This window comes from Pleomorphomonas sp. NRK KF1, from assembly GCF_023721755.1.
Lineage (GTDB): Bacteria > Pseudomonadota > Alphaproteobacteria > Rhizobiales > Pleomorphomonadaceae > Pleomorphomonas.
On sequence record NZ_JAMDLH010000001.1, the window covers coordinates 353,490 to 377,192 of the forward strand.

The 23,703-nt window shown below is 63.0% G+C and carries 19 protein-coding genes and 1 tRNA gene; 8 read left to right on the top strand and 12 right to left on the bottom strand.

Annotation, left to right across the window (positions count from 1 at the left end; translation table 11 throughout):
• Positions 1-53: 53 nt before the first annotated feature.
• The 3 genes from M4J39_RS01560 to M4J39_RS01570 form a co-directional block, all read right to left on the bottom strand.
• The gene (locus tag M4J39_RS01560) at positions 54-884 is read right to left on the bottom strand and encodes a carbohydrate ABC transporter permease (protein ID WP_251725908.1); all 831 of its coding nucleotides are present in this window, start codon (positions 882-884) and stop codon (positions 54-56) included.
• The gene (locus M4J39_RS01565) at positions 884-1,870 is read right to left on the bottom strand and encodes a carbohydrate ABC transporter permease (protein ID WP_251725909.1); all 987 of its coding nucleotides are present in this window, start codon (positions 1,868-1,870) and stop codon (positions 884-886) included. Before M4J39_RS01565 ends, M4J39_RS01560 begins: the two co-directional genes overlap by 1 nt.
• A gap of 246 nt (positions 1,871-2,116) precedes the next feature.
• Positions 2,117-3,382: an ABC transporter substrate-binding protein gene (locus M4J39_RS01570; protein ID WP_251725911.1), complete on the bottom strand. Its 1,266-nt coding sequence runs from the start codon at positions 3,380-3,382 to the stop codon at positions 2,117-2,119.
• Between the two features lie 308 nt (positions 3,383-3,690).
• On the opposite strand from M4J39_RS01570, the gene M4J39_RS01575 reads away from it, so the two are divergent.
• From M4J39_RS01575 to cysN, 3 genes are all read left to right on the top strand, one after another.
• Entirely contained in the window at positions 3,691-4,716 is a 1,026-nt protein-coding gene (locus M4J39_RS01575) for a LacI family DNA-binding transcriptional regulator (RefSeq protein ID WP_251725912.1), read from the top strand.
• Positions 4,717-4,965: 249 nt separating this feature from the next.
• Complete coding sequence (cysD, locus tag M4J39_RS01580) at positions 4,966-5,874, top strand: sulfate adenylyltransferase subunit CysD (RefSeq protein WP_251725914.1); 909 nt, start codon at positions 4,966-4,968, stop codon at positions 5,872-5,874.
• On the top strand, positions 5,874-7,802 hold the full coding sequence (gene cysN / locus M4J39_RS01585; RefSeq protein WP_251725915.1) for a sulfate adenylyltransferase subunit CysN: 1,929 nt from the start codon (positions 5,874-5,876) through the stop codon (positions 7,800-7,802). Before cysD ends, cysN begins: the two co-directional genes overlap by 1 nt.
• 3 nt (positions 7,803-7,805) lie before the next feature.
• Here the strand turns inward: cysN and M4J39_RS01590 are convergent, their stop codons facing one another.
• Positions 7,806-9,215 (bottom strand): MFS transporter, encoded by a 1,410-nt coding sequence (locus M4J39_RS01590; protein WP_251725917.1) that lies wholly within the window; start codon positions 9,213-9,215, stop codon positions 7,806-7,808.
• Positions 9,216-9,392: 177 nt separating this feature from the next.
• Here M4J39_RS01590 and M4J39_RS01595 point away from each other — a divergent pair, with 177 nt between their 5' ends.
• Positions 9,393-9,686, top strand: coding sequence for a succinate dehydrogenase assembly factor 2 (locus tag M4J39_RS01595; RefSeq protein ID WP_251725919.1), 294 nt, complete (start codon positions 9,393-9,395; stop codon positions 9,684-9,686).
• Positions 9,687-9,692: 6 nt separating this feature from the next.
• Here the strand turns inward: M4J39_RS01595 and M4J39_RS23005 are convergent, their stop codons facing one another.
• Positions 9,693-10,925 carry a diguanylate cyclase domain-containing protein gene (locus M4J39_RS23005; RefSeq protein WP_251725920.1) on the bottom strand — a complete coding sequence of 411 codons (1,233 nt, stop codon included), beginning with the start codon at positions 10,923-10,925 and terminating at the stop codon, positions 9,693-9,695.
• A 321-nt stretch (positions 10,926-11,246) separates the two neighbouring features.
• On the opposite strand from M4J39_RS23005, the gene mfd reads away from it, so the two are divergent.
• Together mfd and M4J39_RS01610 are read left to right on the top strand one after the other, a co-directional pair.
• Positions 11,247-14,882: a transcription-repair coupling factor gene (gene mfd / locus M4J39_RS01605; RefSeq protein ID WP_251725922.1), complete on the top strand. Its 3,636-nt coding sequence runs from the start codon at positions 11,247-11,249 to the stop codon at positions 14,880-14,882.
• Between the two features lie 123 nt (positions 14,883-15,005).
• Positions 15,006-16,214 (top strand): GGDEF domain-containing protein, encoded by a 1,209-nt coding sequence (locus tag M4J39_RS01610; RefSeq protein ID WP_251725923.1) that lies wholly within the window; start codon positions 15,006-15,008, stop codon positions 16,212-16,214.
• A gap of 13 nt (positions 16,215-16,227) precedes the next feature.
• Here the strand turns inward: M4J39_RS01610 and M4J39_RS01615 are convergent, their stop codons facing one another.
• The 5 genes from M4J39_RS01615 to M4J39_RS01635 all read right to left on the bottom strand — a co-directional run bounded on the left by M4J39_RS01615 (position 16,228) and on the right by M4J39_RS01635 (position 20,978).
• Positions 16,228-17,298, bottom strand: coding sequence for a hypothetical protein (locus M4J39_RS01615; RefSeq protein WP_251725925.1), 1,071 nt, complete (start codon positions 17,296-17,298; stop codon positions 16,228-16,230).
• Between the two features lie 188 nt (positions 17,299-17,486).
• Entirely contained in the window at positions 17,487-17,837 is a 351-nt protein-coding gene (locus tag M4J39_RS01620; protein ID WP_251725926.1) for a metal-sulfur cluster assembly factor, read from the bottom strand.
• A gap of 3 nt (positions 17,838-17,840) precedes the next feature.
• On the bottom strand, positions 17,841-18,086 hold the full coding sequence (locus M4J39_RS01625) for a DUF2249 domain-containing protein (protein WP_251725928.1): 246 nt from the start codon (positions 18,084-18,086) through the stop codon (positions 17,841-17,843).
• A 141-nt stretch (positions 18,087-18,227) separates the two neighbouring features.
• Positions 18,228-19,379, bottom strand: a complete 1,152-nt coding sequence (gene fucO, locus M4J39_RS01630; RefSeq protein ID WP_251725930.1) for a lactaldehyde reductase — start codon at positions 19,377-19,379, stop codon at positions 18,228-18,230.
• A 294-nt stretch (positions 19,380-19,673) separates the two neighbouring features.
• The gene (locus tag M4J39_RS01635; RefSeq protein ID WP_251725932.1) at positions 19,674-20,978 is read right to left on the bottom strand and encodes an MFS transporter; all 1,305 of its coding nucleotides are present in this window, start codon (positions 20,976-20,978) and stop codon (positions 19,674-19,676) included.
• A gap of 199 nt (positions 20,979-21,177) precedes the next feature.
• Here M4J39_RS01635 and M4J39_RS01640 point away from each other — a divergent pair, with 199 nt between their 5' ends.
• On the top strand, positions 21,178-21,330 hold the full coding sequence (locus M4J39_RS01640; protein ID WP_251725933.1) for a hypothetical protein: 153 nt from the start codon (positions 21,178-21,180) through the stop codon (positions 21,328-21,330).
• 81 nt (positions 21,331-21,411) lie between these two features.
• Here the strand turns inward: M4J39_RS01640 and M4J39_RS01645 are convergent, their stop codons facing one another.
• Positions 21,412-21,900, bottom strand: a complete 489-nt coding sequence (locus M4J39_RS01645) for a DUF421 domain-containing protein (protein ID WP_251725935.1) — start codon at positions 21,898-21,900, stop codon at positions 21,412-21,414.
• Positions 21,901-22,091: 191 nt separating this feature from the next.
• Positions 22,092-22,167 (bottom strand) — tRNA-Lys (locus M4J39_RS01650).
• 312 nt (positions 22,168-22,479) lie between these two features.
• Here M4J39_RS01650 and M4J39_RS01655 point away from each other — a divergent pair.
• A complete protein-coding gene (locus tag M4J39_RS01655; protein ID WP_251725937.1) occupies positions 22,480-23,691 on the top strand; it encodes an MFS transporter in 1,212 nt (403 codons plus the stop codon).
• The last annotated feature ends 12 nt before the right edge of the window (positions 23,692-23,703 follow it).

The following is a 23,703-nucleotide window of genomic DNA, read 5'->3' on the forward strand; positions in this document are numbered from 1 at the left end:
GCGCGGACGCAAAGCTTGGGCGTTCGCCCCGCTTCGAGATGCGGCTTCTCTTCCTAGCCCTTGACGCCGCCGGCCGTCAGCCCCTGTACGATCTTGCGCTGGAAGATCAACACCAGAGCGACGAGAGGCACGGTCACGATGACCGAGGCTGCCATGATGCGGCCCCAGGGAATCTCGTACTGGCTCGCCCCCGACAGAAGTGCGATGGCGACCGGAACGGTGCGCGTCTCGTTGGACGATGTGAAGGTCAGCGCGAACAGGAACTCGTTCCAGGCCGCGATGAAGGCCAGCAGACCTGTCGTCACCAGCGCTGGCCACATCAGCGGCATGAACACCTTGGTGATGATGACCCAAGGACTGGCGCCGTCGACGATCGCCGCCTCCTCGATCTCCACCGGCAGGTCGCGCATGAACGTGGTGAGCACCCAGACGGTGAAGGGCAGGGTGAAGATCGTATAGGAGAAGATCAGCGCGAAAGGCGTGTTGAAGAGGCCGAAGGCGCGCACGAGTTCGAACAGACCGGCCAGCACCGCGATCTGCGGAAACATCGAAACCGCCAGGATGGTCATCAGGAGAAGGCCACGGCCGCGGAAGCTGACGCGAGCCAACGCGAACGCCGCCGTCACGGCGAGAAACAGCGCCAGAACGACGACCGAGCTCGCCACCAGGATCGAGTTTCCGAGATTGCGAACGAACACGCCGGTGGTCAGCACCGCGATATAGTTGTCGAGGCTGAAATGGGTCGGCAGGTAGTTGATCTCGAAAAGGGCCGTGCCGGATTTGAAGCTCGTCAGGATCGCGTAGTAGAACGGAAAAACCGAGACGAGGACGATGATCGCCACAAGCAGATAGAAAGAGGCGGTCTTGGTATAGCTCCAGAGCATCACCGGTCTCCCCCGTCGAAACGGACCTTGCCGAGCCAGATGTAGAGAATGGTCATCAGCGCGATGATCAGGAACAGCATGGTCGATTGAGCTGAGCCATAGGCGAACTTGTCGAAGTCGATCAGGTTTTCACGCGCCAGGACCGAGATCGTCTTCGTTTGCGAACTGTTGGGCGTCAACACGTAGATCAGGTCGAAGATGCGCATCGCGTCGAGCAGACGGAAGATCACCGCGACCATCAGGGCCGGTCGCACCAGCGGCAACGTGACCTTCCAGAACGTCTTGACCGGATGAACGCCATCGAGAGCGGCCGCCTCGTAGATGTCGCGCGGTATCATCTGCAGGCCTGCGAGAATGAGCAGGGCCATGAACGGCGTCGTCTTCCAGACGTCGACGATGAGCACGGCGATCATGGCCGTGTCGGACGAGGCCGTCCAGGCGATCTTGTGGTCGATGAGCCCGAACGTCAGCAGCACGTCGTTGATGATGCCGAACTGATCGTTCAGCATCCAGCCCCACATGCGGGCGGAGACGATGGTCGGGATCGCCCAGGGGATGAGGATGGCGGCGCGCACGAGGCCGCGTCCCTTGAACTCCGCGTTGAGCACCAGCGCGACAACTGTCCCGAGGATGGTCTCCAGCGTCACCGAGATGATCGAGAAGCGGACGGTGTTCCAGACGGCGTTCCACCACGCAGGATCGGAAAGGAGGCCGGACCAGATGACACGTCCGCTCTTCAGCACCGTCCAGTTCAGGTAATTTTTGAAGCCGACCCACTCGGCGCCGTAAAGGTTGGTCAGAGAGGCGTTGGTGAACGAGAAATAGATGGTTCTGAGAAGCGGCCATCCGGCGACGATGGCGAGCGCGATCAGCATCGGAACCAGGAACCAGCCTGCGGCCCTCAGCCGCTGGCGCATCAAGTCGGACTTGGCCCGCTTGGTGTGTCCGGCCGGCACGATCCGGATCGTCGATTGGGTGGAGGCCATGGCAAATCCTGCAATGGAGTGCGGAAGGCATCGTTGGCGCCGCGGCGGCGCCGATTACGCACAGCCCGGAACCTGAAAGAGGTTTCCGGCAGCCGTCTCTTGTCTGAGGTCGTTCGGAGGGGCCCGACGGCTATCAGTCCAAAACCGATCCAGACAGGCAGGGAGTGGAACAAGCCACTCGGAAGGAGCCGGCCGCCCGATCGCCAAGGGGGGTGACAGTCGGGCGGCCGTCGAGCGAAGGTAGGCTTACCAGCCGGAGCCCTTGAGCTCGGTCAGCTTGGCCTCGAGAATCTCGAGGTTCTCGGCGGCGGTGCCGTTACCCGACAAAGTGTCATGCACGGCCGACCAGAACAGCGAGGATACCTCGTTGTACTTGACCTTGGTCGGCGCCGAGGGACGCGGAACGGCGTTCATGAACACCTCTTTCCACTGCGGGATGATGGGCGCGGCCTTGGCCACGTCGGCATCATCGTAGAGCGACATGACTGTCGGCAGGTTTGTCTGCTGGATGGCGCGGTTCTTCTGGATTTCCGTCGAGCCGAGGAACAGGGCGAGCTGGATCGCCTCGTCCGGATGCTTGGAGTACTTGGACACCGCGAAGTTCCAACCGCCAAGCGTGGCGGCCGGCTTGTCGCCTTCCGTCGCCGCCGGAAGCGTCGCGACGCCGAACTTGCCCTTGACTGCGCTGTCCTCACCGTTGCCGAGGGCATAGGCATAGGGCCAGTTGCGCATGAACACCGCGTTGCCGGTCTGCCAAACGCCGCGCGCTTCCTCTTCCTGGTAGGCGAGGACGCCTGGAGGCGAGATGGTTCCGACCCAGCTCTTGGCCGTCTCGAGAGCCTTGGCCGCCTTCTCGTTGTTGATGGAGATGTCGCCGTTAGCCTCGACGATCTGGCCGCCGCCGAACGACTTCACCCATTCCAAGGCGTTGCAGGTAAGGCCTTCATAGGCGTTGCCCTGGAAGACGAAGCCCCAGAGATCCTTGGCGCCAGCCTCACGTTCCTTGTCCTGGATCTCCTTGGCCGTGGCGGCCATCTCATCCCAAGTCTTGGGAACCGACTTGCCGTACTTGTCGAGCAGGTCCTTGCGATAGAACAGCGCTGGCGCGTCGGTAAAGGCGGGAATGGCAACCAGCTTGCCGTTGGCCGTCTGCGACTCGATGATCGACGGGAAGTGATCCTTGACGACGTCCTTGGCGGCATCCGTCAGGTCGAGGAACTGGTCGGAGAGCTGCGGCGCCCAGATAACGTCGGTCATGTAGACGTCGATGTCCGCATTGCCGGCGGCGAGCCACAGACGGTATTGGCCGAACTGATCGCTGGTCGACGGCGGCATCGGCACGATCTTGACCGTGTTGCCGGTCTTGGCCTCGAACTCCTTCAACTGGCTTTGCAAGAAAGCCAGTCCGTTGCCGGAGTCTCCGGACACGATCGCAAGCTCGGCGGCCATCGCGAAGGATGCGCTGAAAACCGCGCCGGCGAAAAGACCGGCGCGCAGGGCTGAATGATACATCAAGTCCTCCCTTGAATGCGGCACTTCTCCCGAATGCCGCAACTGGGTACGAAGCGCTCGAAACCTCCAAAGCGCTTTGAACGTTCAGATCATCCTTGAAAGCCGCTTCCCTGTCAACTGGTCAATGTAACCGTTTGCAGGAAGGAAATCGGGCGACCGGGTCGCGCTTTCGGCCGTGCCGATCCTTTAAGCAGGCCGGACAATGGCTGTAACAATAACGCTACAAATGCTAAGGCAGGCGCATCGGTGTCGGCTCCCGGTCCACGGGGGAAGAATGGGGTGGCTTCCGATGACGACGGAAATTGATAATGAATCTTAAGGAATTGGCTGCGGAACTGCATCTGTCGCAAACGACTGTCAGTCGCGCTCTCAATGGATATCCCGAGGTCAGTGAGAAAACGCGGGAAATCGTGCTCGCCGCAGCGCAACGTTTCGGATATCGGCCCAGTCCGGCGGCCCGGCGGCTTGCGACCGGGCGTGCCCACGCATTAGGCGTTGTCTTCAATGCCGAGCGCAATGTGCTCATGGATCCGCTTTTCGTCGAATATCTTGCTGGCGTGGCCGAGACCAGCGCCAAGCAGGGATTCGACATTCTCATCAGTCCGTCGACGCCGAGCGATGAGATTGCGACATTCGGACGCCTGGCCCGCGACGGCACGGTCGATGTCGTCATCCTGTCTGCCCCCCAGACCGTCGACGCACGCATTTCCCTTCTCAGCGAGCTGAAGTTTCCTTTCGTCGTGCATGGGCGCCCGCCCGAACCTGCCGGTATTTCCTACATAGACATCGATAACTTCGGCGCCTTCCAGCAGGCGACCAGCTTTCTCATTCAGCTCGGTCATCGACGGGTTATGCTGATCAACGGCGAGGAGCACTTCACGTTCGCCCAGGATCGTTCGCGGGGCGCCGCCATTGCTTTTGCCGCCGCAGGGCTGCCGAACGATATGCTCGATGAGCATTTCATGCCGATGACCGCGGAAAATGCCTATCGCAGCGCGCGGCAGGCACTGGAGAAAGAGGAGCGGCCGACCGCCATTCTGTGCGGTTCCATTCTGGTCGCGCTTGGCGTGTTGCGCGCGGCCGCGGAGCTCGGCCTGGAAGTGCCGCGCGATCTGTCGATCATCGCCCATGACGACGAGATGCCTGCGTTCCCCGCCGATCAGTTTCATCCCCAGCTTACCACCACGCGCTCGTCGATCCGAGCAGCCGGCACCCGCGTGGCGGAGATGGCGTTGGCTCGCGTCGCCGGGCAGAAGCCGGGCACGGTCGCCGAGGTTTGGCCGGTGCAGCTCATCGTGCGCGGATCGACGGCAGCCGCGCCCGAGCGAGGCTGACAGGGGAGGCTGCTGGTTTCCGTCCGTAAAATGGAGCCCAGGAGCAGTAGCTGATTGATGTCGTTGGCCGTTGCAGGCGTTCCGCCAAAGCAAATGATGGCCAACGGAAAGATTTTCTCTTTTCCGCTTTTGCCGGAGTGTGCGCTTTCTTGAGAGCGTCCGGGGGGCTTGATACCGCTTCGCTAAGATCTCGGGTCAATGGGACCGGGGAAGGCAGCTGCGACACATGTCGCGCCGAGGTGAGCTCAGGTGTCCAAGGATCGTCTGACCCATTTGAAGCGTCTCGAAGCGGAATCCATTCACATTATCCGTGAGGTTGCCGCTGAGTTTCGCAATCCGGTGATGCTCTATTCCATCGGCAAGGACAGCTCGGTGATGCTGCGCCTTGCGCTCAAGGCGTTTTACCCGGGCAAGCTGCCGTTCCCCTTGCTGCACGTCGACACGACCTGGAAGTTCCGGGAGATGATCGCCTTCCGCGATGCGACGGTGAAGGCCGAAGGACTGGATCTGCTGGTTCACACCAACGCGGATGGCGTGGCCGCCGGTATCACCCCGTTCACCCATGGCTCCTCCGCTTACACCAATGTCATGAAGACCGAGGCCCTCAAGCAGGCGTTGACGGCCCATGGCTTCGACGCAGCCTTTGGCGGCGCCCGCCGCGACGAGGAGAAGAGCAGGGCGAAGGAGAGGGTGTTCTCCTTCCGCACCGATACCCACGCCTGGGATCCCAAGAACCAGCGTCCTGAGCTGTGGCGTCTCTACAACTCCCGCGTCCGGCCGGGCGAGAGCATCCGCGTCTTTCCGTTGTCCAACTGGACCGAACTCGACATCTGGCAATACATCCTGCTCGAAAAGATCCCGATCGTACCGCTCTACTTCTCCGCCGAGCGGCCGGTGGTGAACCGCGGTGGCCAGTGGATCATGGTCGACGACGACCGCCTGCCGCTTCTTTCAGGCGAAAGTCCCGAACTGCGCCGCGTTCGCTTCCGCACCCTGGGTTGCTATCCGCTGACCGCCGCCGTCGAGAGCGATGCGGCGACCCTGCCGGAAATCGTCCGGGAAATGTTGATCGCCCGCACATCCGAGCGATCAGGTCGCCTGATTGATCACGACGACAGCGCTTCCATGGAGAAGAAGAAGCGGGAAGGCTATTTCTGATGAACGCCATCGATCCGAACGTCGCCGCGGACGCTTCCGCTTTTACCGACTATCTTGGCCGGCACGAGAAGAAGAGCCTTTTGCGCTTCCTCACTTGCGGTTCGGTCGACGATGGCAAATCGACGCTGATCGGCCGCCTGCTCTATGACTCCAAGCTGTTGTTTGAGGATCAGCTCCTGAGCCTCGAAAAGGACTCCCGCAAGCATGGCACCGTCGGCGACGACATCGACCTTGCCTTGCTTGTCGACGGTCTTGAGGCCGAGCGCGAGCAGGGCATCACCATCGATGTCGCCTATCGCTTCTTCTCGACCGACCGGCGCAAGTTCATCGTCGCCGACACGCCGGGCCACGAGCAGTACACGCGCAACATGGCGACCGGCGCCTCGACCTCCGACCTCGCGGTGATCCTGGTCGATGCCAGGCGCGGGGTGCTCACCCAGACCCGTCGGCACTCCTTCATCGCGTCACTGGTCGGCATCCGCCATGTCGTGCTGGCGGTCAACAAGATCGACCTTGTCGGCTTCTCTCGGGCGATCTTCGAGGACATCGTCGCCGACTATCGCGCCTTCGCCGCCGGTCTCGGCTTCAAAGCGCTGACGGCCATCCCGCTCAGTGCCCGCTATGGCGACAACGTCCTCGAGCGCAGTCCTCAAATGCCCTGGTATGACGGCCCGACGCTGGTCGAGCATCTGGAGACAGTGATTGTCGACGACGACGCGGCGGAGCGGCCTTTCCGTCTGCCGGTGCAATGGGTCAATCGACCGAATCTGGATTTCCGAGGCTTCTCGGGCACCATCGCATCAGGCACCGTGCGACGCGGCGACGCCGTGGTGGTGGCAAAATCCGGCCGGACGTCGGCCGTAAAGTCCATCGTCACCTTCGACGGCGACCTCGAAGCCGCATCGGCCGGCGAGGCCGTGACGCTGACGCTCGCCGACGAGATCGATATTTCGCGCGGCGACGTGCTGTCGGGCGCCATCGATCGGCCCGAGGTCGCCGACCAGTTCGCGGCCCACCTGATCTGGATGGCCGACGATCCGCTCCTGCCCGGGCGTCCCTATCTTCTCAAGATCGGTGCCCGTCAGGTCACGGCGCAGGTGACGGCGATCCGCCACAAGATCGACGTCAACACCGGCGGCGAGTTGTCGGCCAAGAGCCTTGCCCTCAACGAAGTCGGCGTCGCCAATCTGTCCTTGTCCGAAGCGGTCGCCTTCGATGCCTATGCCGTCAATCGCGAGACGGGCGCTTTCATCATCATAGACCGACTGTCGAACCTCACGGTTGGCGCCGGCATGATCGATCATGGACTTCGTCGGGCCGGCAACATCCATTGGCAGGCGCTTGACGTCGACAAGCGCACGAGGGCGCTTGCAAAAGGACAGAAGCCGGCCGTCGTCTGGTTCACCGGCCTCTCCGGCGCCGGCAAGTCGACCATCGCCAACCTCGTCGAGAAGAAGCTGACGGCGCTTGGTCGCCACGCCTATATCCTCGACGGCGACAACGTCCGCCACGGCCTCAATCGCGATCTCGGCTTCTCGGATGCCGACCGCGTCGAGAACATCCGACGCGTCGCCGAGACGGCCAAGCTGTTCGTCGATTCAGGCCTGATCGTGCTGGTGTCTTTCATCTCCCCCTTCAGGGCAGAGCGACAGCTTGCCCGCGAACTGGTGGAAGATGGCGAGTTCATCGAGGTGTTTGTCGATACGCCGCTCGATGTTGCCGAGGCACGCGACCCCAAGGGTCTATATGCCAAGGCAAGGGCCGGCGAGATCGCGCACTTCACCGGTGTTTCCTCGCCTTACGAAGCGCCGGAGCGCGCAGAAGTTCGCCTCGACACCACGACTGCCGCCGCCGATCTGCTCGCCGAGCGCGTGGTGACCTACCTGCAGGACACCGGAATCATCCCAGGCGTCGAGGTAACGATCTGACGATCAGGACGCGGGGCCGGCTTTGTGAAGCCGGCCCATGCGGAGCGTCAGGGCAAGTGGCGGCAATGCCAGAAGAACCGCCGCGGCAAACGCAACGATCATCGCGAAGCGGAGTCCTTCCGGCGAACGGTCGGTCGCAAAGCCTGCGAGATTGCCGACAAGGCCGAACACTGCCGAACCCGCGGCGTAGCCGGCCGATTGCAAGGTGGGCAACAAGGCCGATGCCTTGTCGCGTTCGCTTTCGGGGTGGGTTTCCATGACCACCTGACAGAGGCTGCCCCAGGCCACCCCCATTCCAAGACCGGTGACCAGTTGGCCGAGCATGACCAGCGACAGAAGTTGTTGCGTCATGGAGGAGAGGCCGATGATCAGTCCGGCCGTCACGACCGATGCGCCGATGGCGACAAATGCGAGGCGCTTTCCCGTGCCGTCGTAATTGGCGACGATCACCGCTCCGGTGCTCCAGGCGACGGCCAGAATGGCGCCGATGCCGCCGGCTATGGCCGGTCCATATCCCCAGAGATGCTGTACGGCGTAAACCAGGAACACGCCGGTGACCGATTGGGCGAGCGGCAGGAGAAAGATCGTCCAGAGGCCGAGCCCCGGTACGCTTGCAAGGCCGAAGGCGCCGCGCGGCAGGATTGACACCCGAGCGGACAGGTCGATGCGTACGGCGACAGTCAGGCATATGGCGGCGCCGACCACGACGAGGGCGGCCTGCCATGGCTCTTCCAGCGCAACGGCGGCGACCGAGATTGCCATCATGCCAAGCGCAACAAGTCCAAGCCTGAGGCCCGGGAACAGGCCCGCGTCGTGATCGCGCACGTCCTGGGGTACCGCCATGTGGACCAGTACCAGAAACATGGCGACGATCGGCAGGTTGATCAGAAAGGCCGCTCGCCAGCTGACGAACTCGGTGATGATGCCGGCCAGAACCGGGCCGCCGAAAGCCGCGGCGGCCCAGACGATCGCTTCGGCGCCGAACAGCTTTCCGACCAGTTGCGACGGAAAGAGTTGCGGAATCAGCGCAAAGGCAACGGCGGCGACGAGACCTTCGCCGGCGCCCTGCACGGCGCGGCCAACCAGCACCAGCTCCATGCTTGGAGAAAGGGCGGCGGCGAGCGTGCCGAGGGCGAACACGCCGCTTGCCACGAACAGGCACCGCCGTGCGCCGAAGCGCGCCTTGAGGAGCGGAGCGGAAGCGCCCGCCGTAATCGAGGCGACGATGTAGACGGTAAGCGTCCACGACAGGTAGGCCTCGCCGTGCAACTCGCCCACCGCGGTCGGCATCGCCGTCGACACCAGGAACGCGTTGAATGCGAAAATGGCCGCCGCGAGCATCAATGTCAGCGAGGCAGCAAGGTAAGCCGGCGCGAAAAGTTCGGACCAACGGCCGGAAGAAGGAGAGTTCATGACGAGAAAGGCCAAGGCAATAGCGAAAAAGGCCGCCTCCTATAGCAGCCTTCGGCAGTCACGGGTATGGCGGACAACCGATGATCGTTTACTTTCACAGGAAAAATCGGCTAACAGTCGCCAGGCGAGGATGCGCTTCGTGAGCCGAACTCCTCATCGATTCCTGGAGAAACGCCGATGTCCGGGCTCAGCCGAACGTCCGAAGACCTTTCGCCCCGGCGCCGGAAAACCCTTTATCATGCGTGGCATCGCGGCACGCGTGAACTGGACCTCCTGCTTGGTCGCTTCGCCGACGCCGCCATAGGCGATCTGACGGAAGAGGAGCTCGACGAGTTCGAGGCCCTGCTCGAAGTCGATGACCGTGAACTGTTCGGCTGGATACTTGGCAAAGCGCCGATACCTCATAGCGCCCCGAAGGGGGTGCTTGCCAAGGTACTGGCTTTCGCCCAAACGCATCCGATTGCCGGTTGAGTCCGTTCAGACAGGCGAAGAGGCGAACTGACCGAGGTCAAGTTGGCTTGGCGCCGCGGTTTGCCTTTGCGGCGGCTCCCAGCGATAGACGGCGACGCGATCACGGCCCTCGCGCTTGGCCTCGTAGAGCGCGACGTCTGCCGCTCCATGCAGCATCTCGTAATCGGAGCCGACCTCTGCGATATCGGCAAGTCCGACGCTGACCGTCACTCTCAGGCTGTCGCTGTCGGTCCCCAGCTCGAAGGCATGTGTGAGCTGGCGGATGCCGTCTGCGAGGGCTGCTGCTTTCGTGGCGTCTCCATCGGGCAGGAACAGGGCAAATTCCTCGCCTCCGATTCGCGCGGCGATCGCCCCGTCGGGAGTTGCCTTGGCCAGAATGCGGGCGAACTCGACGAGAGCTCGATCCCCCGTGAGGTGGCCATGGGTGTCGTTGATGCGTTTGAAATAGTCGAGATCGAACAGGACAAGGGTACCATGATCGGGGTTGTCGTTCAGATGCGACAACACCTCGCCCAGGAACCGCCGACGATTGGCGAGACCCGTCAGCCCGTCGGTTTCGGCTGCGACGCGATACCGCTTCTCCGAACGTTGCCCGACCAGCGCGAGCTGCATGAGCCCCAGGAAAACGACGAAGCCGACCGATCCGATCAGGGTCAATGCGATCGGTGTGCCCGAGGGGAGGGTAGCCGTACTCGCATCGAGCGGTGTGATCAGCAAATGCACGGTCCGCACGATCAACAATAGTTGCTGGACAGCGATGGCCGCTACCGTAAGCGACAGTGCCGGCAACGGCTCCTTTCGCTTGTGGTTGATGAGATCGACGGCAACGGCGAAAAGGTAAACGGACTGAATGGCCGAGACCACGTGAGTCCTGGTGTTGATGTCGGCGAAGAACTGCCGGTCGCAGGCAAAACCGAGCCAGACAAGTCCTCCGAGCAGGGCCAGAAGAAGGTCGTGGCGAGCGGTCTTTCCGATGAAGCGTCGGTATCCGAGCCAGAGGAGGCCAACTGCTACCAACAGCAGGGCGTTGCTGACGACAATGGACAGAAAGTAAGGGATACTGCCTCGCAGACCGACCATTATCATGGCGCACGTGCAGAGACCGTAGGCGGCGCCCCAGAGTGGAATGCTGGTTTCGTTGCGCGTACCCCGCCAGATCATGATATGGCCGACGGAGACGCAGGCAACAGTCACGGCAGCCGCAATCAGCAGGGACGGAATATAGAGAAGCGTGCTCACGAAGGGGTCCTTTTCGGCGTCAGCCAACCAAAAATCGCCTACCGGGAGAAGGTCGAGCCCTGAAGCCTTCTATATATGCTCTTCCTTAAGCAGATTACCTAAGTGACATGGGGAAGTGCGAGTTTGCTGAAGAAGGCGTAAACGTCGCGCACACCACCATGTCGCCCAACGGGCTTGCCATGGTAATTTGAGGCTCGTCTCGACCTTCTCTTTGCTAACTCATTGGAATTTATTGGTTTATTGTTCCGTAACGGGGTTTTCTTTTGCTGTGGGATGCTTTAGAAGATCACGTTTCCTCCCGTGAGCCGATATCCCTTCGCCATGCCCACACCCTGGTCCAGCCTGCTGTCCGACTTTTCCGCCCTCACGGTTGCCGCCGTTCCTGATGGTGCCGAAGCGCTTGCGCTTGCCGAACTGGTGCGTTCGGAGCAGCGGAAGGGTCTCGATGCGGTCTACATTGCGCGTGACGGCCAGCGATTGCAGCAGCTTCAGCGAGCTCTGGCTTTCTTTGCTCCGGAAGTCGGCGTGCTGGAGTTTCCCGGCTGGGACTGCCTTCCCTATGATCGCGTGTCGCCGACCCCGGCCGTCGTGGCGCGACGCATGACGACCCTGTCGGAGCTGGCGGCGCATGCCGGCGACGCCAGGCCCTTCGTGCTTCTGACCACCGTCAACGCGCTGGTTCAGCGCGTGGTGCCACCTTCCATGGTGTCGGGTCAGGTGATGACGCTGGCGCCCGGCAACATCGCCGACATGGGCAAGCTCACAGCCTGGCTGGAGGACGCCGGGTTCTCCCGGTCGTCAACGGTGCGCGATACCGGCGAGTACGCCGTGCGTGGCGGCATTCTCGATCTCTTTGCGCCGGGAACCGAAGCGCCGGTGCGCCTCGACTTCTTCGGCGACCAGCTCGAATCCATCCGAACCTTCGATCCGGAGAGCCAGCGTTCGACCGGGCAGCTGAAACGCCTCGATCTCGTGCCAATGAGCGAGGTGCAGATCACGCCGGCCTCGATCAAGCGGTTCCGGCAAGGTTATGTCGCCGCCTTCGGCGCCGCCACCTCGGGGGACCCGATGTATGAGGCGGTCAGTGAGGGGCGGCGTTACGCCGGTATCGAACACTGGCTGCCGCTGTTCCACGAACGGCTCGGCACATTGTTCGACTACACCGGGGATGCGCCCGTCATGGTCGATCCGCTGGTGGACGAAGCCATCAACGAGCGCCTGACAGCCGTCGTCGATCATTACGAGGCTCGGCTCGATACGCTGAAGACGGGCGGTTCCGGCGCTCCCTACAAGCCGATGCCGCCGACCACGCTCTACCTCGCCGAGAGCGAGTTGCAGGGGCTTCTCGCCCGGCGCGCCGTCGCTCGCCTGACACCGTTCAACCGTCCCGAACAATCGTCGGTTAAGGTCGTTGATTTCGGCGGTAAAACCGGCCGCTCCTTCGCCGCCGAGCGGGCGGCCGGCGACGTCAATATCTTCGACGCTCTGGTGAAGCATATCGCCGCACTCGGACAGGACAAGCGCCGGGTGATCCTCGCCTGCTGGTCGGAAGGGTCGCGCGATCGCCTGGCGCAAGTCATCCGTGATCATGGTGGTCAGGTAACCGAACTCGCTCCCCATCTCGATGCGGCGCTGAAAGCGCCCTCAGGCGTGTTGCCGCTTGCCATCCTCGGCATCGAGACCGGCTTCGAGGTGCCTGGTTTCGTGGTGATCGCCGAACAGGACGTGCTGGGCGATCGGCTGGTGCGTGGGGCCAAGAGTCGCAAGAAGGCCGAGAACTTCATCAAGGAGGCGACAAGTCTCGCCGAGGGCGATCTCGTTGTCCACGTCGATCATGGCATCGGCCGCTTCGTTGGCCTCAAGACCATCGAGGCGGCAGGCGCGCCGCATGACTGCCTGGAAATCGTCTATGCTGGCGGTGACAAGCTGTTCCTGCCGGTCGAGAATATCGAACTGCTCAGCCGCTACGGCTCCGACGACGCCGAGGCGCAGCTCGACAAGCTGGGCGGCGGCGCTTGGCAGGCGCGCAAGGCGCGGCTGAAGAAGCGCATCCGCGAGATCGCCGACGAGCTGATCAAGACGGCCGCTGCCCGTTTGCTCAAGACCGCTCCCGTGCTGTCGCCGCCCGAAGGCCTCTACGACGATTTCGCTGCTCGTTTCCCCTATGACGAGACCGAGGATCAGCTCAACTCCATCGAGGCCGTGGCCGGCGATCTTGCCTCGGGTCGGCCGATGGATCGTCTCGTCTGCGGTGACGTCGGCTTCGGCAAGACCGAGGTGGCGCTGCGGGCCGCCTTCCTGGCGGCCATGAGCGGCAAGCAGGTGGCCGTCGTCGTGCCCACCACGCTGTTGTCGCGCCAACATTTCCGCACGTTCCACGAACGGTTCAAGGGGCTGCCGATCAACGTGCGGCAGGCCTCGCGTCTGGTGCCGTCCAAGGACCTCGCGGCCACCAAGGCCGGCCTCGCCGACGGCACGGTCGATGTCGTCGTCGGCACGCATGCGCTGCTCGCCAAGGGCATCGAGTTCAAGGATCTCGGCCTGCTGATCATCGACGAGGAGCAGCATTTCGGCGTCAAGCACAAGGAGCGGCTGAAGGAGCTGAAGTCCGACGTGCATGTACTGACGCTCAGCGCCACGCCGATCCCGCGCACGCTGCAGCTGGCGCTGACCGGCGTTCGCGAACTGTCGCTGATCGCCACGCCGCCGGTCGATCGTCTCGCCGTCCGCACCTTCGTCACGCCGTTCGACCCCCTGATCGTTCGTGAAGCCATTCTCCGAGAGAAGTACCGGGGAGGGCAGGTGTTCTACGTCTGCCCTCGCATTGCCGATCTCACCAGCCAGAACGAGTTCCTCGCGAAACACGTGCCGGAGGTGAAGGTGGCCGTCGCGCATGGACAGATGGCCGCGACGCAGCTCGAGGATATCATGACCGCCTTCTACGAAGGCCAGTATGACGTCCTGCTCTCGACGACGATTGTCGAATCCGGCCTCGACATTCCGACCGCCAACACGCTGATCATTCACCGCGCCGACATGTTCGGTCTCGCCCAGCTCTACCAGCTGAAGGGCCGCGTCGGCCGTTCCAAGACGCGCGCCTACGCCATCTTCACGACGCCGCCGGAAAACCGCGTCAACTCGGTCGCCGAGCGTCGGCTCAAGGTGTTGCAATCGCTCGACACGTTGGGCGCCGGGTTCCAGCTGGCAAGTCACGACCTCGACCTGCGCGGCGCCGGCAATCTGCTCGGCGAGGAGCAGTCCGGCCACATCAGGGAAGTGGGTTACGAGTTGTACCAGCAGATGCTGGAAGAGGCCGTCGCCCAGCTCAAGGCCGGCATCGTCGACGAGGTGGTCGAGGACCAGTGGTCGCCGCAGATCACGCTCGGCACGCCGGTGATGATCCCCGATCACTACGTGCCCGATCTTCAGCTTCGCCTTGGCCTCTACCGGCGTCTCGCCGAACTGGAGGACGGCGGCTCCATCGACGCCTTTGGCGCGGAGCTGATCGATCGCTTCGGTCCACTGCCGGAGGAAGTCGAGCACCTTCTGAAGACCATCACCATCAAGAGTCTCTGCCGCAAGGCGAACATCGAGAAGATCGACGCCGGCCCGAAGGGGCTGGTGCTCTCCTTCCGGGACGGCAAGTTCGAAAACCCGGCGGCCCTGGTCCAGTACATCGGCGAGCAGGGATCACTTGCCAAGATAAGGCCGGATCAGAAGATCGTCCTGGCTCGCGACTGGCCTGAGGCCGAGCAGCGTCTCCGGGGGACGGCGGCCGTTCTGCTCAAGCTCGTCCGCATGGTCGAAGACGCCAAATCCGGGGCGCCAAAGACTCTGGCGCCGCTTGAACCGCAGAAACTGAAACTCAAGCCGACTCCGCCACCGCCGCCACCTGCGCCGGTAGCCAAGGGGCGCTATCCGTCTCTGAGTTCGATCAAAGGAAAGGGTCGGCGTTAATCTTGCGCGGAATGAAAAATTCTTGGGCCGCAGCTCTGAATTCTACACTTTTCTGACACAATCGAGTATTGGAATAGCTCTTCCCGAAAGGTGACCCCGCGGTTCAGTGGCGTGGAGGTCGTCATGGCCGAGTTGATCAGCGTTCCGACCCTGTTATTGATTGGCGTGCTCGGCGGCATGACCGCGGGCACGGCGTTTGGGCTTATCTGGCTGACGGAGCGGCGAACCTACGCCTTGGTCGTCTGGTCGGCATCCCTGTGGTTCGGCGCCGTTGCCTGCGCCTTCTACATCTTGCGCCCGGTTGTGCCCGACTGGACGGCTGTGCTGTTCGGCAATGCCATGCTGGCGTTTGCCTACGGACTGATTTGGCTCGGTTTCCAGCTGTTCGAAGGCTGCCGGCCCGCCGTCTGGAAGGCGGCCATCGGCGCGGTCGCCTGGCTTCCATTCGTCGCCGTTCCCTTCCTGCGCGACGAGCCGGCCCTGCACGGGGCTTTGGCGGCGCTGGTGATGGCCATCTACTCTCTAGCGATCGCCTGGAAGCTTCTGCAACGTCGGCGCATCGAGCCGCTGCCGGCCCGCTTGCCCACCGCCGCGTTGTTTGCGGCTCATGGGGCGCTCTATGCGCTTCGGGTGCCGCTTTTGGTGATCGCGCCCGATTTCGGTTTTGGCGCGGCGTTCGACCAGTCGCCCCTGTTCATCTTCGGCGTGCTGGAAGCACTACTCTTCACGTTGTTCCTCGTCGTGGCCATGCTGACCTTGCTCGCACAGCGGGATGCTCGCTTCCACCGGAAATCGTCTGACATCGATGCGCTGACAGGCTTGCCCAATCGAGCGGCATTCTTCCGCACCGCCGAAGCATTGATACAGGGCGGTGGCGAACGCGGCGTACTGATGCTGTTCGATCTCGATCACTTCCGTTTCGTCAACGACCGCTTTGGTCGGGATGAAGGCGATCGGGCTCTGAAGGCTTTCGCCCAGGTCCTGAATCGCGAGGTGCGCGCCCCCGACATCGTCGCCCGGGTTGGCGACGAGGAGTTCGCCCTGTTCATGCCATCGATCAGGCTCGACGTCGGTCTGTCGATCGCCGAGTATCTTTGCCGGCGGACCGAAGAGCTGAGGCTCCTGACCGAGAATGGCGAGCATGTTCCGCTCACCACCAGCGCCGGCGTGGCGGCGGTTGCCGACGTCGGTGCGGATATCGGTTCTCTGATGGTGGCCGCCGACGCGGCGCTCACCGAGGCCAAGCGCGTCGGACGGAACCGGTGTCGCGCCTATCGCGCCTCGTCAACCCTGCACGATCGGATAGTGGACGACTGGCTGAAGGCCGGTTGAGGGCGCGTTCGGCTTATTGGGCCCGGATCGCTTTTGGCCGGACCGCCATGGTGCCGAGCAACAGGGCGACGTAGGCCACGATGGCCACGATGGTCAGCCATGCCGGGCAATATAGTCGTTCGGTGGCGTCCATGGCGTCGAAGACGATGCGCAGGCCGATCGCCAGTTGCAGCAGAATCGCCGGCAGATACAGGATCGGCACATAGCGGACCGGAGCGCCTGTGACGGCCGGCAGGATGATCGGCGCGTGGGCGAACACCATCGACAGGATGAAGCCGACGGCTATGGCGTGGATGGCGGCGTCGTGGCCGTAAAGGGTCTCGCCGGGCGGCAATAGCGTCAGGCAGGCGGCGGCAACGATCAGCCAGCCATAGCCTGAGATCAGCAGCAGGGCGGAGAAGCGCGCAAAACCCTTGGTGCGAACGGTACGGAGCGCGATGTCCTCCCGGAGCAGCCAGAGTGCGATACCGGCAAGCGCCACGGACAGAAGCATCGAGCCGTTCCATGGCTGACCCAGTCCGAGTGCCAAGGCGAACAGCGCGACGAGCAGAACCAGCAGGGCACGGGCGGCCAGCGTCGGCCTGAGCAGTCGCGACAGCTCGATCCTCTCGGCGACGACGGTCAGGATGAGGAAGCCAAGCCAGACATAACCGACTTCCGGCAGCGTGCGGCCAAGCATCCAGTAGAGGGTTCCAAGCGGCCATAGCGCAGCGGCGGCCGTCATCAGCCCGGTGAACAATGTCGGCAGCTTCCATGTGGCCAGGCCGGTCAGCATCGTCAGACCTAGGCCGGCGATGAGGAACAACGGTGCCGTCGCCTCGGCATAGCCCGACAGCAGCAGAACGGCGCCGGCCGCCGACATGGCGGGGACCAGCAGCGCTGCGAGGCGCCCGTCGGCAACCGCCCGCTCCAGTGAGATCAAGGTGCCGAAAAAGCCGGAGGCCATGATCGCTCCGTGCATGTCCGCCGTATCGCCGACCGGGGCGACCACGCCTAGTCGGGCAAGGCCGCCTGTGAGACCAGCGATCAGCGACGCCGCCGCCGTTACGGCCAGGGCGATGCGGAGAAACGGAGTGAGTTTCATAGTGCAATCCGGAGGAATAATCGGGAATACCCCTCTCTCCAACTCTCCCTCACTATGGGGAGAGGGTTCGTAGAGCTGATAAGCTCTGGAAAGAACCGAGCCGTGCTCTCTCCCCCCCTTGTGGGGGAGAGTTGGAGAGAGGGGTAAAAGGCTATAGCCTGGCGAGCGGACTCAGAACGCGTTCGTTCTCAGCGCCCGAACAGGCCGGCGGCGAACTTCGATACCGCCGCTTCGAACCGTGATGGCTGACGTTCGAAGCGAGACCGAACACTTGGGTCGGCGAGCTCGGGCGACCAGACTGCGGCCTTGTCGATGGTGACGCTCACGGTCCACCCGGCTCCGACTGCGCGTTCCACGGCGACGCGGGCGTTTTCTGCGATCAGGCCGCCGAGCGGGCAGGTTGGCGTCGTCATCATCAGTTCGATGGTGACGGTGCCCTCGCCGATGTCGAGACGACGGACAAGGCCGAGGGAGACGATGTCGATGCCGAGTTCGGGGTCGTCGACGGTGGCGAGGGCGGCGAGGATCTCAGACTTCATGGCTTATCTCCGGGTCAGACGGATGCGCCAGATCTCCGGGCCCTGTTCCAGGTAGTCCCAGCCGAAACCGACCAGGGTGCGTTCTTCGAAATGCTGGCGCAGCGGCACCGGATCGAAGCTGTTGACGATTTCCATCGACTGCCCCGGCTCAAGGGCGTCGAAACTCTCGATGATGGTGGCGCGGCGCAGCTCGCAGGGCAGGCGGCGCACGTCGAGCGTGGTGACTGGGGTAACCGTATCAAGGGACATCGGCGGACTCTCCATTGCTTGTTGTCCGAACGTTACCCTCAGGGCCGATTGCCCTCATTGTTGCGCCGCAAACTTCGTGGCCGGAAATGCAAACGGCGCCCCGGAGGGCGCCGTCAACCTGCATAAGCAAGGCCGGTTCCGTCAGAGGATCGACCTGTAGAGTGCTTCGATTTCCGACACGTTGGTATCGCGCGGGTTGCCGCCGGTGCAGACGTCGGCGAAGGCCGCCTCTGCGAGCGCCGGGATGTCCTCGGCCTTGACGCCGACTTCCGAGAGCTTGGCCGGAATGCCGACATCTTTCGAAAGCGTCTCAACCGCCGCCACCGCCGCCTTGCGCGCCTCGGCGATCGGCATGGTCTCGGTGCCCTTGACGCCGAGGGCGGCGGCGATCGCCCGGTACTTCTCGCCCGTGTAGTCGGCGTTGTAGGCCATCAGCGTCGGCAAGAGCACCGCGTTGGCGACGCCGTGCGGCGTGTTGTAGAAGGCGCCGAGCGGATGGGCCATGCCGTGCACCAAGCCGAGACCGACGTTGGAGAAGCCCATGCCGGCCACGTACTGGCCGAGTGCCATGTCCTCGACGCCCTTGGCGTCGCCCGCGCAGGAGGCGCGAAGCGACCGGCCGATGATCTCGATCGCCTTGATGTGCAGCGCGTCGGACAGCTCCCAGGCGCCCTTGGTGATGTAGCCCTCGATGGCATGGGTCAACGCGTCCATGCCGGTAGCGGCCTTGAGCGGCGTCGGCATGGTGGCCATCAGCTCGCTGTCGATGATGGCGACCACGGGAATGTCATGCGGGTCGACGCAGACGAACTTGCGGCGCTTCTCCTCATCGGTGATGACATAGTTGATGGTCACCTCGGCGGCGGTGCCGGCGGTGGTGGCCAGCGCGATGATCGGCACCGACGGCTTCTTGGTGGGCGCGACGCCTTCGAGGCTGCGCACGTCGGAGAACTCGGGATTGTTGGTGATGATGCCGATCGCCTTGGCAGTGTCCTGCGGCGAGCCGCCGCCGATGGCGACGAGATAGTCGGCCTTGGCCTTGGCGAAGGCGGCGACGCCGTCCTTGACGACGCCGATGGTCGGGTTGGGCATCACCTTGTCGAACAGCTCGTAGGCGAGGCCGGCTGCATCCATCAGGCTGGTCACCTTTGCCACCGTGCCGGCCTTCACCAGCACTGCGTCGGTGACCACCAGCGCCTTCTTGTAGCCGCGGCGTTGTACCTCGCCGATCATTTCGGCGCGAGCGCCGGCGCCGAAATAGGATGTCTCGTTGAGAATCATGCGATGGGACATGCTCAGTTCCTCCTGAGGCCGCATTTGCCGGCCCGCCGACGATCGAAGCGCGTGAGCGTCAGCTTGTCGGCGTCGTGAACGTCGACCCCGGCGCTGAAAATTGGCCGAGGCCTGAACCAAACTGAAAGCTATTGGCTGCTCGGGACGCTCACAACCCCGCATGAACCCCTAGATTTTGATCGAATATGATTGGTTTTGAAAATTATCCACAAAGCCGAGGGTAGGAATCCGCAAAGCAGATTCCGAACGCTTCGGCTGCCAAGGCATCGAAAGCGGTGCAGCGTTCTGAATTGATCAGTCGAGGGCCTGTTGCCTCGTCTCGGCGTCGATCCGCGAAGCGGCGACCGCTGCAAGAACCAGCAATATGGCAAACAGCGCCACGGCAGCCCCAAAGCTTCGGGCGACGAGCAACGACAGAAGGGAGGGCGCCAACAGGCCGCCCAGCCGAGCCATGGCGCCGGCGGCGCCCATGCCGCTCGCGCGCGCCGCTGTCGGATAGAGTTCCGGCGTGTAGGCGTAAAGCGCCCCCCATGTGCCCAACAGAGAGAAGCTCATCAGCAGGATGGCCGTTGCCACCAGCGCTGCATTGCCAGCGACGACGAAAAGGACGCAGCCGGCCGCCGATAGCAGCAGAAAGGCAATCAATGTCGGCTTGCGACCTGCTCGTTCGACGCCCCAGGCGGCCAGCGCGTAGCCGGGAATCTGGGCCAGCGCCACGATGACGAGGAAGCCGTAGCCGCGAACGAAGCCGAAGCCCTCGCCGGCGAGGCGGGCCGGCATCCAGGTGAAGACGCCATAGTAGCTGAGCGACACCAGGAACCAGATGGCCAGCATCAGCACCGTTCGCGCTTTCAAGGCCGGCGACAGGAGGCTGACGGTCTCGGATGTCTCGCCGGCCGCCAGGGGCTCCGAGAGCGGCGCCTTACCGTTGGTCGTCAAAACGCGATCGATGACGGCGCGCGCCTCTTCGTTCCGCCCCTTGCGCAAAAGATAGAGCGGTGATTCCGGGACCATCAGTCGCAACCAGAAGCCGACCAAGGCCGGTATGGCGGTGATCAGAAAGATGGTACGCCACGCATCCGGCAGGCCGGCCGAGGCGGCGGCCCAGGCGGCGAGCGCCACAACGACCGTGCCGATCGCCCAGAAGGCTTCCAGCATCACCAGCCAACGCCCGCGCCGGTCTGACGGAAGGAACTCCGCCATCATGGCATAATCGACCGGCAGCGTTCCCCCCACGGCGGCGCCTGTGAGAAAGCGTGCCACGAGCAGAAGCCCAAAGTTGGGAGCAAAAACCGAGGCAAGACCAAAGATGCCGTCGCAGGCAACGGTGACCAGCAGAACCCGCCTGCGGCCGATGCGATCGGCAAGCCTGCCGAACAACGCCGCTCCAAGCATCATGCCGAAGAAGAACAGAGTGCCGGTTTGCAGCGCTTGCGGAACCGAAAGACCGAAACTGGCGGCGATCGATGGGGCCGTGAAACCGACCGCCAGCACCTGCATGGCATCCGCCGCCCAGACGAGGCCGAAGATACCGAGAAGGCGCCGCTGGAATGGGCCGATGCCGGCTTGGTCAAGGGCGGAATCGATGGCGACTGGCATGACGGCACCTCAAGTCGAGGACTGATGTGCTCTTTCATAGACCAAAGTCGCAGGTAGGAAAACCGAACGTTTACCGAGCCTGAACATTCCGCCTATCCGTGACAAGGCGAACGCGACTTCGTGATCGTCACAAGGGTGACTAATACTAAAGTCGTATGGTATAGCGCTACCAGCCTGACGACCAAAGCGAGAAGGGATCATGAGCGATTTGTCACAGGACGCCGTCAAGTGTCCGTTCATCCGGTGCCGTCATCCGGTGCCGCGGGCCTGGAGCGAAGGATGCGCCTCAAGCTGCTTCCTCCTGCGCAAGGAACGTCGGCGGATTACCGTTCGCCACACCTACGACTTCTAGGCAGATAGCTCCTTGCCGGCACAGGAGCTTCACTCGCCCAGCGCGAGCCGTTGGAACGCCTGACGAAGGTGGAAACGGCCCTCAAGGCTTCGATGCCAAGACCACGCTGATTGTACCGTCGCTTTCCAGGATCATCGATTCGACGTCGGAGATACTCTGGCTGCCGTTTGCGCGGAGCGCACTCATGGCTTCGGCTTCTGTCACGCGCTCTGACCGCATTGCCGCGCGACAGAACGCGCCGTGACGGACCAGAAGGGTCGGCTCGGATCGAACCGCTTTCGCGAATGCTTTCCAGCGGACAGAGGTGAAAGCGACGAGAAACTGCATGGCAATAAGAAGCGCAAGCGCGGTCGCACCTTCGACCAGGGAAATGCTTTTCTGAAGGATAACGGCAGATAATGTCGATCCCAGCGCCACGGTAACGACCAGGTCAAAGGCGTTAAGCTTGGCGAGCGTACGTTTCCCCGAGAGCCTCAGGAAAACGACAAGCACTGTGTAGGCGAGGACGCCAACAACGAGCATTCGCCCCATGCTCCTCCAGTCGCTCAAGAACACGGATTGCCAGTCCATAGACCAATCTCCGTTGGTGGCAGCCGTTGCGGCAGGAAAAGCTTATCTGCGCGAAGCCGCGCATCGCGGACGGACTTCGTCCGATCCCGCCGGAGATGCCGTAGGCCCTGGACAACGCGTTCGGCACGAGGTTGTTCCCCGTGCCACGGACGTAAACAACCCCATGTCTCAGGGGCGGATAATAAAAAGATTGGTGAGCGCGGAGGGACTCGAACCCTCGACCCCATGATTAAAAGTCACGTGCTCTACCAACTGAGCTACGCGCTCCCACCTTGATCACGGCGATCATCGTCGCCTGACGCCGAGTATATCCCGCAACGGGGGCGGCGCGAACGGGCTTTCACATACTCGACCGGAACCGACATGGCAACCGAGGGCAGGGCGTTTTTCCGAGGCCTTCCAAAGTCGGGTGCTCTTCGGGTGTGTCCAAGATGGCACGGCGGTGGCGCCATCGACGGCGGAACCGTCCCGGTCCCGTCGATTGGCATTGCCGAGGCCGATTGAATCGTTTTATCGAGAAAGGCGTCGTGGCGGTCAAGCAAACAGGTCCGCCATATTCCCATTCTATCGGGGATACCCGTGTTTACCGCCCTGCGCATCGGTACCCTTTACTTCGGCTCGTCCTTCCTCACGGCCAACTGGCTGACCCGCATGCCGGATCTGCTCGCCCATCTCGGCGTCGACAAGGCGACCATGGGGCTGGCGCTTTTCCTGGGGCCGGTCGGCGCGCTGGTCACGGCTCCGATCGCCGGACCATTGATGGATCGCTTTGCTGCGGCCCGCGTCGGCGTCTGGGGGCTGGTGCTGGCGGCGATGATGCTGCTCGGCATCGGGCTTGCCGGTCACTGGATGGTGCTGGCTGTCGTGCTGTTCTTCGCCGGTGCCGGCAACACGCTGTTCGAGATCGGTGGCAATGCCGGGGTCCAGCGTCTTGAGGCGACCACCGGCGGCAAGTATATGGCGCAATGTCACGGCTACTGGAGCCTCGGCTTCGTCGCCGGTGCGCTTTCGGCTGGTTTGTTCGGTCAGTTCGGCGTGCCGCTCGTCTGGCACCTCGCCATGATGGCTTCGCTGGGCGTTCTCGCGTGCGTTGGCATCGCGTTTCTTCTGCCGAACCCGATGTACGAGCGCATCGTCCGCCCCGTCGAGGCTGCCAAGCTGCCACTCTTCACGTTGCCGAGCGTCGGCCTGATCGGGCTTTGCATCATGGCGACCGGCGTCACCCTGGCCGAAGGCGCCGTCTACGATTGGGGTACCCTGTTTCTCCGCGAGCAACTGCAACCCAGTCCCTTTTGGACCTCGGTTGCCTACGGGACGTTCCCTTTGACCATGTTCGTCGGCCGTGTGGCCGGCGACTGGTTCCGGGCTCGCTATCGCGCATCGAGCATCGTTCGCGTCTGTGCGACCACGACGGCCGTCGGGCTTGTCGGCTTCATCTTCTCGCCGCACATCGCCATTTCCGGCCTGTCGCTGGCATTGATGGGTGTCGGCGTATCGTTGGTGATGCCCATCGGCGTGGCCGCGGCTGGCGACAAGCCCGGTGACGCAGCGCGCAACGTCGCGGCGATGTCGATGATCATCACCGCTATTTTCCTGCTGGCGCCGCCTGGTGTCGGGTTCGTTGCCGAGCACTTCGGCCTGACCGCAGCCTTCCTGCTGATGTTGCCGTTCGTGGCGATGTCCGGTGTCTTCGCCCGCGAGGCCGATCCGCCGGCGAGCGATCCCGCCGGCCAACAAAAGATGATTGGCGAGCCCGCCGCCCTTGGTGGTACCAACGCTTCCGCGACGTAGTCTCAAGCTAAT

Coding starts and splice junctions, on each gene's coding strand:
- M4J39_RS01560 (WP_251725908.1), bottom strand. CDS start 884: ATGCTCTGGAGCTATACCAAGACCGCCTCTTTCTATCTGCTTGTGGCG.
- M4J39_RS01565 (WP_251725909.1), bottom strand. CDS start 1,870: ATGGCCTCCACCCAATCGACGATCCGGATCGTGCCGGCCGGACACACC.
- M4J39_RS01570 (WP_251725911.1), bottom strand. CDS start 3,382: ATGTATCATTCAGCCCTGCGCGCCGGTCTTTTCGCCGGCGCGGTTTTC.
- M4J39_RS01575 (WP_251725912.1), top strand. CDS start 3,691: ATGAATCTTAAGGAATTGGCTGCGGAACTGCATCTGTCGCAAACGACT.
- cysN (WP_251725915.1), top strand. CDS start 5,874: ATGAACGCCATCGATCCGAACGTCGCCGCGGACGCTTCCGCTTTTACC.
- M4J39_RS01590 (WP_251725917.1), bottom strand. CDS start 9,215: ATGAACTCTCCTTCTTCCGGCCGTTGGTCCGAACTTTTCGCGCCGGCT.
- M4J39_RS01595 (WP_251725919.1), top strand. CDS start 9,393: ATGTCCGGGCTCAGCCGAACGTCCGAAGACCTTTCGCCCCGGCGCCGG.
- mfd (WP_251725922.1), top strand. CDS start 11,247: ATGCCCACACCCTGGTCCAGCCTGCTGTCCGACTTTTCCGCCCTCACG.
- M4J39_RS01610 (WP_251725923.1), top strand. CDS start 15,006: ATGGCCGAGTTGATCAGCGTTCCGACCCTGTTATTGATTGGCGTGCTC.
- M4J39_RS01615 (WP_251725925.1), bottom strand. CDS start 17,298: ATGAAACTCACTCCGTTTCTCCGCATCGCCCTGGCCGTAACGGCGGCG.
- M4J39_RS01620 (WP_251725926.1), bottom strand. CDS start 17,837: ATGAAGTCTGAGATCCTCGCCGCCCTCGCCACCGTCGACGACCCCGAA.
- M4J39_RS01625 (WP_251725928.1), bottom strand. CDS start 18,086: ATGTCCCTTGATACGGTTACCCCAGTCACCACGCTCGACGTGCGCCGC.
- fucO (WP_251725930.1), bottom strand. CDS start 19,379: ATGTCCCATCGCATGATTCTCAACGAGACATCCTATTTCGGCGCCGGC.
- M4J39_RS01635 (WP_251725932.1), bottom strand. CDS start 20,978: ATGCCAGTCGCCATCGATTCCGCCCTTGACCAAGCCGGCATCGGCCCA.
- M4J39_RS01640 (WP_251725933.1), top strand. CDS start 21,178: ATGAGCGATTTGTCACAGGACGCCGTCAAGTGTCCGTTCATCCGGTGC.
- M4J39_RS01645 (WP_251725935.1), bottom strand. CDS start 21,900: ATGGACTGGCAATCCGTGTTCTTGAGCGACTGGAGGAGCATGGGGCGA.